This window comes from Treponema sp. R6D11, from assembly GCF_054786075.1.
This window is the reverse complement of the sequence record NZ_BDHD01000745.1, coordinates 1-552: the sequence shown is the minus strand read 5'-3', so window position 1 is coordinate 552 and position 552 is coordinate 1. Positions and strand designations below refer to the sequence as shown.

Sequence of the window (552 nt, the reverse complement as noted above, 5' to 3'; positions counted from 1 at the left end):
ATATAAACCTTTGTTTGATGTTTCTTTAGAAAAGCTAGAATTTTTTTCATAAATATCCTCCAAGAATTTTATAAGCCCATTATATATATATATATAAGTCAAGTGTTTTTAGCGAAATGTCATGAAAATGTAATATTCGACAATTATTTTATTAGTTTCGCATGGACGACTAAGCGTTTGTTTGATGATGACATGCCGTAGCAGGTTGAGAGGGTTAGGAGGGTGTCGCTGTCTTCGACCTTAACTTTAAAATTATAGTTTGAGCGGGCTTTGATGGTTGCTAAGAATGAATGAAAATCGCTGCCAAATGAGGTTTTGTTGAAATAGTTTTCGGCTTTGCGAATGTATGTTGAAAAGACTTGGTAGGTGTATGTTCCTTCTTTGGTTGTCCAAGTTATTTTATTATTGCCTTTTCGCCAATTGGAATTTAGAACGTTTTTGAGGCTGCCGAACATTGAGCCGTCTTTTCGGTTATGCCCATATATGACGAGGTTTTTATCGTCTAGTTTGTTTCTATAATCCAAAATTGGATTTCCGGCAGAATTCTTTTTG

1 protein-coding gene is annotated in these 552 nt (G+C 34.8%); it reads right to left on the bottom strand.

Annotated features, from left to right (window positions below; all coding sequences use genetic code 11):
* Window positions 1-143: 143 nt before the first annotated feature.
* Window positions 144-552 (bottom strand): class B sortase (locus ACYVTD_RS15855; RefSeq protein WP_461248653.1); only part of this gene is annotated, 409 nt, incomplete at its 5' end.